Raw genomic sequence first — 8856 nt, 5'->3', positions numbered from 1 at the left:
CACGAATCTGAACGTCGTTCAGGTCAGATCTTGCACACCGCCCAAGTTACCGAGTAACCTGCAAGTTACCGGGTAACCTCCCCGCCCTTCCCACCGCAAGGATCCGCCATGTCCATCAAGCATTCGCTCCTGGCGTTGCTGGCCGACGGTCCCTATTCCGCCAGCCAGCTCCAACAGCAGTTCAGCGACCGCACCCGCGCCGTCTGGCCCCTCAACATCGGCCAGGTCACGCAGACTCTGGGACGCCTCGAACGCGACGGCCTCATCGAGGTCGCCGGCACCATCACGGGCGCCAACAACCGGCCCGCCGACGCCTACCAGCTGACCCCCGCCGGGGCGGACCTGCTCACCGAGTGGTGGACCGCCCCCGTCCACCGGCCATCGACGGAGCGCGACGAACTGGTCATCAAGGTCTCCCTCGCCGCCCACAACCCCGCCATCGATCTCATCGCGCTGCTCGATCAGCAGCGCCGCTCCACCATCGCCCAACTGCGGGAGCTCAACCGCGCCTCCCGCCACCTCGACGACACCCGCACGGCCGATCGCCTGCAGGTCGAACGTCGCATCTTCGATCTGGAGGCCGAAGCCCGTTGGCTCGACCGCGTCGAAGCCCTCACCAACCCGACGCTGAAGGAGTCCTGACATGTCCCCCACCTCCCCCGCTCCCCTGGAGCTGCAGGACGTCACCTGCGTGTTCGGCGCTGGTCCGCGGCGTGTCGTCGCCCTCGAGGACGTCTCCCTTCTCGTCGAGCCCGGCGAACTCGTCGCCGTCATGGGCCCCTCCGGTTCCGGCAAGTCCACGTTGCTCAATGTGGCGGGACTGCTGCAGTCACCGACCTCCGGTCGGGTGCTTATCGACGGCACCGACGCCGCCGACCTCTCCCCTTCCCGGGCGGCGCTGCTGCGGCGCTCGCGGATCGGCCTCATCTTCCAGCACTACAATCTCGTTCCCACCCTGACCGTCGGCGAGAACGTCGCTCTGCCCCTGGAGCTCGACGGTCTCAGCCCGCAGCAGTGCCGGGACGCAGCCCGGATCGCCCTGCAGGAGGTCGGGCTGGACGGCCTGGACACCCGCTTCCCGGAGGAGATCTCCGGCGGGCAGGCGCAGCGCGCGGCCATTGCCCGCGCTCTCATCGGTGATCGCTCCGTCCTGCTTGCCGACGAGCCCACCGGCGCCCTCGACACCAGCACCGGCGATGCCGTCCTGCGCATCCTGCGCGAACGTGTCGATGAGGGCGCGGCCGGCATGATCGTCACCCATGAGCCGCGGTTTGCCGGGTGGGCCGACCGCGTCATCGTCGTCCGCGACGGGCGACTCGTCGACGACGGGGGTGCGCTGTCATGAGTGCCCTCCTCGCCGCCACCCGCCCCACCCGGCGCGACATCGTCCGCCACCCCTGGCGCATCCTGGCCGCCGTGCTCCTCATCGCCCTGCCGGTGTTCGCCGGCACGTGGCTGTGGACGAACACCCACGCCGAGGACCGGGCCGCACGTATCGCGCAGCCCCGCACGGAGGTGCAGGTCAGCGGAAGCTTCTGCGTGCAGAACGTCGACGCCTCGGCGGTGGAATGCGAGTACGCGGACCCCGGGGACGATCACGCCCTGCTCCCCCTCCTTCAGGCCCATCTGCCGGAGGGATCCTCCGTGCAGATGCGGTTCAGCACCTGGGGCCATGCCACGCTCGGCAACGCCCGCAGCTACCTGGCGATCGAGCAGATGGTCGGCGGTCGGGTTCCACCCCCCGGTCAGATCTGGTTGAGCACGTCGGACGCCCGGAACCTGCAGGCCGAGGTGGGCGACACCATCTCGTTTGCCCCGCAGGGGCACCCCGAGGCACTCGAGTTCACCGTCGCCGGCACCATGCCGGGGTTCGCCTCGCTGGTCGCGGAACCCACCATCATCGAACCGGCGGCGGTACGCACGGATACCGACACGCTCGGCACCGCCTCCTGGACCGTCAGTACCCCGGAGGAATTCACCTGGGACGACGTCCTCGCCCTCAATGAGGTCGGTTTCACGGTGCGCTCGCAGGACGTCATCGACAACCCGCCCCCTCCGGAAGCGCTGCCGGAGCAGTTCCGCGAGGTGCCCGACTCCTCCGCCGCTCCGCTCAACGACTGGTCCATCAACGTCGTGGTGGGGGCCGCGCTCCTGCTCGTCGGCGCCCTGCTGCTCCTGGTGATCTCCCCGGTGTTCACCATCGCCACCTCACGCATGTCCCGCGACTTCGCCCTCATGAGCTCGCAGGGGGCGACGCCGTGGCATATCCGCCTGGCCGTGCTGGCATACGGGCTGTTCTCGGGCCTCATCGGCGCCACGCTGGGTGCCGCCCTCGGTGTCGGTGGTACCGCGGTGGCGTGGTTCCTCAAGTTCCCCGACTGGCCCCTGTCGATCCCGTGGCTGGGTGTGCTGGCGCTGTGGGCGACCGCCGTGGTGGGGTCCACCTGTGCCTCGCTGCTGCCGGCGGTGGTGGCCTCGCGGGCGTCGATAAGCGCGGGCGTGCAGGGATCCAGCCCCGACCGCCTGCTGGCGTGGCGACCCTGGATGGCGGTGGGACCGATCGGACTGCTGCTGCTCGCCGCATCTGTGTTGACACTGCGGTTCATGGTCAGGCCCGAGGTGCTGTTGTTCTGGGCGATGGTCCCCGCCCTCCTGCTCGTGCTGCTGCTCGCGGCCAGCGCTCCCGCGATCGCGTGGGGGCTGGGGCGCCTGGGCACCCGCGCGCCTCTGCCCCTGCGCCTGAGCCTGCGGGATGTCGGCAGGCAGTCACTGCGCAGCGTCCCCGCGCTGGCGGCCATCATGGCGGTCCTCGCCATTGCGGTGGGCGCCCAGGCGTTTCAGTCCGCCTCCGAGGCCCGCACCCAGGCGCTGTACGCGTCGGTGTACAGGGAACCGTCGATTCTCGTTGCCCCGGCCCTGGAGCCGGTGGCAGCGCCCGACCCGGCGAGCATCGACGACGTCGCCCGCACCGTGGAGGAGATCGCGGGGCCGAGCGTTCGTACCGACCTCTACGGTGTCCGCTTCCACTCCGACCGGCCGGGCTTTCCCGAGGTGAACTACCGCATGGATGAATGCCACGTAGACGACCCCTCGGAGCGCTGCCTGCCCCTCCTGCGCCGTGACCATGTCAGTGGGCCCCTGGAGCTGTCGGGTGGCGCACTCGTGGAGGCCTCGCCGGAGATCCTGGAGCTTGTCGAGCTCGACGACGCCGCGCGGGCCCGCGCCGAGGCAGCACTCGGGCAGCCCGGAATTCTGGTGTCGGAAGGCACCCTCGACAGCGAACTGCAGGTCCGGGAGCTGGAGTACGATCCCTCGCTTGCCGAGACCCGCATCCTCAACGAGGTGACCGCACCGACCATTCCGGTCCTGCCGGAACTGGCCGCCACTCCCCTGCTCACTCCGTCCGCCCTGGCTGACCTGGGGATACCGGTCGAGTACCTGGGAACGGTCTTCACCCCCCGGGAGCCGCTCTCCTACCGCGCGGGGTTGGAGCTGCAGGCGCGTGTCGACGAGCAGACCGTGGACACGTCGGTGTCCATCTCCCCCTACCCGACCTCGGGTGAATGGTGGCCGGCGGCCTTCGCCGGGGTCCTCGGCGCCGGGGTGGTCATCGTGCTGACGCTGGTGCTCGCGTTGTCGTGGCAGGGTTCGCGCCGGCAGTTCGCGCTTCTCGACGCCGTGGGAGCCCCACCCTCCCTCCCCTCCCAGGTCTCCGGCGCCTTCGCCGGGATCCTGGCCCTGGTGGGATCGCTGGCGGGCGTCGCGGCGGGGTATCTGGCCGCCTGGATGGTCTCCCCCCGGACGATCGCCCACCCCTCGGGAGCGGTCCTGGAGACCGGATCCGCCGCGTACCTCTCGGCCGACTGGCCGGTTCTGCTCATCCTCCTCGTCATCACCCCGGCGGTGGCGTGGGCGATCGGTTCGCTGTTCCATCGCCAGCTCGGCGAGCAGGAGTACCGCCAGACCTAGGATCACTACCCCCGCAGCCACACCCCACAGGTTCACTTGTGTCACTTTATTCACACCAGTAACAAGGGGTCTGAGCTGCGGGGATCTGGTTGATTCCGCTCGACCGACGCGCCCACCTGCACTTTCATCCGTTGCCGGGGCCCGCTGCCCCCCGGTACTTTTGACTCGATCTCGATTGTGCTCACCAACGAAGGCAGGACGCATGCTCTCTCGCGCCGGAATCACGGCCACGCTCCTCACGACCGCACTGGCCGCCGGAGCCATCGCACCCCCGGCGCAGGCCCAGGAAGCCTCCTTCCAGGTCACCGGGGACGGCGTCAGCGGTGCCGAACTCGCCGACCTCCTCACCGTGCTCACTGCGGTGGGCAAGATCGCCGAGGCCAACTCCCCCGAGGCTGAGGCCGACCCCGAGGCGACCCCGACCGGCAGCTCCGACCTCAAGGTCATCCTCGACCCGCTCACCGCACTGCTCGGCTCCGTCTCGGTCGTCTCCTCCGATGATCTCGGGCTCGATGCTCTCGAGGACCTCGACCTCAGCGACCTCCTCCCCGCCCCCCGCATGTCGCCGGTCCGCGGCCAGACCGCCGACGGCCGCACCGTCGTCTTCCCCACCTCCGGGCGTTTCACCTCCGGCTACGGCGCGCGCTGGGGGTCGATGCACGAGGGCATCGACATCGCCGACCCGATAGGTACCCCGGTCCTGGCGGTCATGGACGGTGAGGTGATCTCCGCCGGCGGCGCCAACGGTTTCGGTCAGTGGGTGCGCCTGCGTCACGACGACGGCTCCATCTCCGTCTACGGCCACGTCCACACCATCGACGTCGTGGTGGGTCAGCGTGTCAACGCCGGCGACCAGATCGCCACCATCGGCAACGAGGGCCACTCGACGGGCCCGCACCTCCACTTCGAGATCCGCCCCGACGGCACCTCCCCCGCCGACCCGGTCGACTGGTTCTCCGAGCGCGGGATCGACGTCATCTAGCTAGAGCTTCTCCATCGGCACCCCACCGATGAGCATGAGGCGCACCTTGCCGGAGGAGCCGAAGTCGATGGTCACGGTGGCCCGCGCCCCGGAGCCGTCGGACGAGATGACCGTGCCCAACCCGTACTTGTCGTGGTTGACCCGGTCCCCCACCACCAGGTGCAGATCGTTGTTCCGCGGCCGCGCCTTCGGCAGGCTCGGCGTGGGCGGGGCACTGCGCTGCGGGGTGGACCGTCCCCAGGAATCGCCTCCCCACGAGGATTCCGGCTCCTCCCGACGCCAGTCGATGAGCTCGGAGGGCACCTCCGCCAGGAAACGGCTCGGGGGATTCGTCATCGGGTTGCCCCACGAGGACCGCAGCATCGCCCGCGAAAGATAGAGCTGCTCGCGGGCGCGGGTGATGCCCACATAGGCCAGTCGCCGCTCCTCCGCCAGCTCCCGCGGATCGCCCAGCGCCCGCAGGTGCGGGAACTGCCCGTCCTCCCAGCCGGTGAGGAAGACCACCGGGAACTCCAGGCCCTTCGCCGTGTGCAGGGTCATGAGCGTGACCACCCCCTGCTCGTTGTCGGGGATCTGATCGGCGTCGGCCACCAGCGACACCTTCTCCAGGAACGCCTGCAGGGATCCCGGCTCCGGTTCGCCCTCGTCGAGGGAGAACTCCCCGCCGTCCATCTCCGCGTACGCCACCTGCATCGCCGCCTCCGAGGAGAACTCCCGGGCGACCGACACGAGCTCGTTGAGGTTGTCCAGACGTGCCCCGTCCTGCGGGTCATTGCTCGCCTCGAGCTGCTCGCGGTAGCCGGAGACGTCGAGGATGCGGGAGATGAGCTCACCGATGTCCAGGGACGGCATCTCGGCGCGCAGCCCGTCCATCATCTCGTTGAACTTCACGATGGCGTTGCGCCCGCGGGGGTTGAGGAGCGGGACCTTGTCCGCGGCGGCGTCGATAAGCCCCTGTCCGAAGGACATGCCGTTGTTCTCGGCGTGGACGGCGACCATCGCCTGCGCGCGGTCACCGATGCCCCGGCGCGGGGTGTTGATGATGCGTCGCAGGCTGACGGTGTCGTCCGGGTTCAGCAGCGCGCGCAGGTAGGCGACCATGTCGCGGATCTCGGCGCGCTCGTAGAAGCGCGTGCCGCCGACCACCTTGTAGGGGATGCCGGCGCGGATGAACACCTCCTCCAGCGCACGGGAGGCGTTGTTCGTGCGGTACATCACCGCCATGTCGCTGTAGTTGCGGCCGCGGTCGGCCAGGGCGTCGACCTCCCCGGCGATGAACCGGGCCTCATCGTGCTCATTGTCGGAGACGTAGCCGACGATCTGCTGTCCTTCACCGAGCGCTGTCCACAGCTTCTTCTCCCGGCGGCCGTCGTTGCGGGAGATCACCGCGTTCGCGGCGTTGAGGATCGTCTGCGTCGAGCGGTAGTTCTGTTCCAGGAGGATGGTGCGGGCCTGCGGGTAGTCCCGCTCGAATTCCTCGATGTTGCGGATCGTCGCCCCGCGGAAGGCGTAGATCGACTGGTCGGAGTCACCCACCACACACAGCTCGGGGGCGTCCGGGCCCGTGCCGACGAGCGTGGCCACCAGCATGTACTGGGCGTGGTTGGTGTCCTGGTATTCGTCGATAAGCACATGCCGGAAGCGACGCCGGTAATGATCGACCACCTGCGGATGCTGCTGGAAGATGCGCACCACCTCGCCGATGAGATCATCGAAGTCGACGGCATTGGCCGCCCGCAGGCGCCGCTGGTAATCGGCGTAGACCTGCGCCACGGTGATGTCGAAGGGATTGCGCACCGCCTCCGCATCCGCCGCCGCGGACTCCGGGCCGATGAGCTCGTTCTTGAGGTTCGAGATGGCATTCGCCAGGACACGGGCGGTGAACTTCTTCAGATCCAGATTGTGGTCCTTGGCGATCATGCCGAGCAGGCGCCGCGAATCATCCGCATCGTAGATGGTGAAGTTCGTGTTCAGCCCCGGTACCAGCTGCGCCTGCTGACGCAGGATACGCACGCACACCGAGTGGAACGTGGCCACCCACATCCGCTCCGCCACCGGGCCCACCAGGCCGGAGACACGCTCGCGCATCTCGGCCGCCGCCTTGTTGGTGAACGTGATCGCCAGGATCTCCCACGGCGCCACCCCCCGATCCCGCATGAGATGCGCGATACGCCGGGTGAGCACCGCCGTCTTACCCGACCCGGCACCCGCCACGATGAGCAGCGGCGAGCCGGAATGCTCGACCGCCGCCTTCTGCTGTTCATTGAGACCGAGGGTGAGATCAGAGGAGGTTGGCTGCATGGCTAACAACCTACTAGTAGGTCCGGACATGTCCCCGCCGTGGCACAATAGCTGCCATGACGCAGCCCGCCGACAACTTCGAGATCCGCATGCCCACGGGCACCGATGACCCGCTGTCCGACGCGGAGATCCAGCAGTACCGCCAGGAGATCGACCGCCTCGACCGCGTCATTCTCGACGCTGTGAACCGTCGCACCGAGGTCTCCCGCGCCATCGGCAAGACCCGCATGGGATCCGGCGGCACCCGCCTCGTGCACACCCGCGAGCTGGCCATCATCAACCAGTTCCGGGAGGAGCTCGGCCACGAGGGGCCCGTCATCGCCAACGCCCTGCTGCGGATGGGGCGCGGGCGGCTGGGGTGATCCGCAGGTCACCACCTGCGTCGTCGCCGATATTTTGCTTATCGACGCCGCCCCCGAGCCCGCGGTTCCGCCTCAGGCGCTGCTGAGCCGGCGCAGGATGTACTGATTGAGACTGAGACCATCCTCAGCAGCTGCAATGGACATGGTGCGGTGGAGTTCACTGCCCACCCTCAGATTGAACTTTCCGGAGTAGACGCGTTCCGCGAAGGGCACCGGGACTGGTTCCCCGCTCTCTACCATGTCGCTGACCGCATCCCGGATGAGCAGCTGCAGGCCGGTCAATGCCTCCACCTGGGACGGCGACAACCAGGACAAAGAGGGGAACTCAGCGCAGGTCGCCACATAGTCCCCGTCGGCCGGGGACCAGGAAATGCGGTAGGTGTAGTGCGAAATGTCAGCCTGTTGGTTGGTCATGGCAGTTCTCCGAGTCTGTTGATTGCGGCCAGCACCGGCCAGGGAGTCTTGACTATCGAATGGGATCCGCTGTTCCGACGAGGGGTGCCGAAGAACTCGACGCAGACCTTGTGGAGATCTGCGTACCGTACATCTGAAGGGTTGGAGTTCATCTGGTCGAGGATCTTCTGCACCGAAACCACACTTCTTTAGTACCATATGCGGCACCACCGGGAAAGCCCCCTACGAGGAGACTCAGTGCACCGCTGCTGGAACCACAACACCGCCTACCATCCCTGGATTCTCCGGGCCATCGTCGAGCACCCCCGCGCCCGCATGCTCGATGTCGGGTGCGGCGACGGCCTGCTCCTGGAGCGGCTGGCACCGTACGCCGGGACACTGGTCGGGCTGGAACCGGATCCCGCGACGGCTGACCGCGCCGCCCAACGGCTGGCCCACCTTCCCCACGCCACGGTCCTCACCGAGACTTTCGACGAGCACACCGCGGAGCATCCCTACGACACGATCATCTTCGTCGCCAGCCTCCACCACATGGATCTCACATCGGCCCTTGCCAGAGCGCGCGACCTACTCACCCCCGGTGGGGAGCTCGTGGTCGTGGGACTGGCAGCCAACCGCAGCCCGGGTGACTGGATGGTGGCGGCGCTACAGGTGGTGCCGGCATTCATCGGATCCAGGCTGCACCGCGAAACCCGCGAGACTGCTGCGCCAACCGTTGCGCCCCGGGAGAGCCTCGCCGAGATTCGCGCCACCGCGCGGGCCCTCCTTCCCGGTGCCCGTATCCGGCGCGGCCTCTACTACCGCTATCTACTGCGCTGGCGGAAACCT

8 protein-coding genes are annotated in these 8856 nt (G+C 68.3%); 6 read left to right on the top strand and 2 right to left on the bottom strand.

The window, feature by feature from the left end:
• The first annotated feature begins 108 nt into the window (after positions 1-108).
• From Q4F73_RS09825 to Q4F73_RS09810, 4 genes are all read left to right on the top strand, one after another.
• The gene (locus Q4F73_RS09825) at positions 109-642 is read left to right on the top strand and encodes a PadR family transcriptional regulator (RefSeq protein WP_303359170.1); all 534 of its coding nucleotides are present in this window, start codon (positions 109-111) and stop codon (positions 640-642) included.
• Position 643: 1 nt separating this feature from the next.
• Positions 644-1345: an ABC transporter ATP-binding protein gene (locus tag Q4F73_RS09820; protein WP_303359169.1), complete on the top strand. Its 702-nt coding sequence runs from the start codon at positions 644-646 to the stop codon at positions 1343-1345.
• Positions 1342-3969, top strand: a complete 2628-nt coding sequence (locus Q4F73_RS09815; RefSeq protein WP_303359168.1) for an FtsX-like permease family protein — start codon at positions 1342-1344, stop codon at positions 3967-3969. The genes Q4F73_RS09820 and Q4F73_RS09815 overlap by 4 nt, the downstream gene beginning before the upstream one ends.
• 202 nt (positions 3970-4171) lie before the next feature.
• Complete coding sequence (locus Q4F73_RS09810; RefSeq protein WP_303359167.1) at positions 4172-4951, top strand: M23 family metallopeptidase; 780 nt, start codon at positions 4172-4174, stop codon at positions 4949-4951.
• Here the strand turns inward: Q4F73_RS09810 and pcrA are convergent, their stop codons facing one another.
• Entirely contained in the window at positions 4952-7252 is a 2301-nt protein-coding gene (pcrA, locus tag Q4F73_RS09805; RefSeq protein ID WP_303359166.1) for a DNA helicase PcrA, read from the bottom strand.
• Between the two features lie 56 nt (positions 7253-7308).
• Here pcrA and Q4F73_RS09800 point away from each other — a divergent pair, with 56 nt between their 5' ends.
• The gene (locus Q4F73_RS09800; protein ID WP_303359165.1) at positions 7309-7614 is read left to right on the top strand and encodes a chorismate mutase; all 306 of its coding nucleotides are present in this window, start codon (positions 7309-7311) and stop codon (positions 7612-7614) included.
• A gap of 72 nt (positions 7615-7686) precedes the next feature.
• Here the strand turns inward: Q4F73_RS09800 and Q4F73_RS09795 are convergent, their stop codons facing one another.
• Positions 7687-8028 (bottom strand): type II toxin-antitoxin system HicB family antitoxin, encoded by a 342-nt coding sequence (locus tag Q4F73_RS09795; protein WP_303359164.1) that lies wholly within the window; start codon positions 8026-8028, stop codon positions 7687-7689.
• Positions 8029-8265: 237 nt separating this feature from the next.
• On the opposite strand from Q4F73_RS09795, the gene Q4F73_RS09790 reads away from it, so the two are divergent.
• The coding region (locus tag Q4F73_RS09790) for a bifunctional 2-polyprenyl-6-hydroxyphenol methylase/3-demethylubiquinol 3-O-methyltransferase UbiG (protein WP_303359163.1) at positions 8266-8856 on the top strand (591 nt) is incomplete at its 3' end.

This window comes from Corynebacterium sp., assembly GCF_030535495.1.
Taxonomy (GTDB): domain Bacteria; phylum Actinomycetota; class Actinomycetes; order Mycobacteriales; family Mycobacteriaceae; genus Corynebacterium.
This window is presented reverse-complemented; position numbering and strand designations above follow the sequence as displayed.

Bases quoted from the DNA above. Each gene is read 5' to 3' on its own strand.
- Q4F73_RS09795 (WP_303359164.1), bottom strand. From the start codon at position 8,028: ATGACCAACCAACAGGCTGACATTTCGCACTACACCTACCGCATTTCC.
- Q4F73_RS09800 (WP_303359165.1), top strand. From the start codon at position 7,309: ATGACGCAGCCCGCCGACAACTTCGAGATCCGCATGCCCACGGGCACC.
- Q4F73_RS09820 (WP_303359169.1), top strand. From the start codon at position 644: ATGTCCCCCACCTCCCCCGCTCCCCTGGAGCTGCAGGACGTCACCTGC.
- Q4F73_RS09825 (WP_303359170.1), top strand. From the start codon at position 109: ATGTCCATCAAGCATTCGCTCCTGGCGTTGCTGGCCGACGGTCCCTAT.
- Q4F73_RS09810 (WP_303359167.1), top strand. From the start codon at position 4,172: ATGCTCTCTCGCGCCGGAATCACGGCCACGCTCCTCACGACCGCACTG.
- pcrA (WP_303359166.1), bottom strand. From the start codon at position 7,252: ATGCAGCCAACCTCCTCTGATCTCACCCTCGGTCTCAATGAACAGCAG.
- Q4F73_RS09815 (WP_303359168.1), top strand. From the start codon at position 1,342: ATGAGTGCCCTCCTCGCCGCCACCCGCCCCACCCGGCGCGACATCGTC.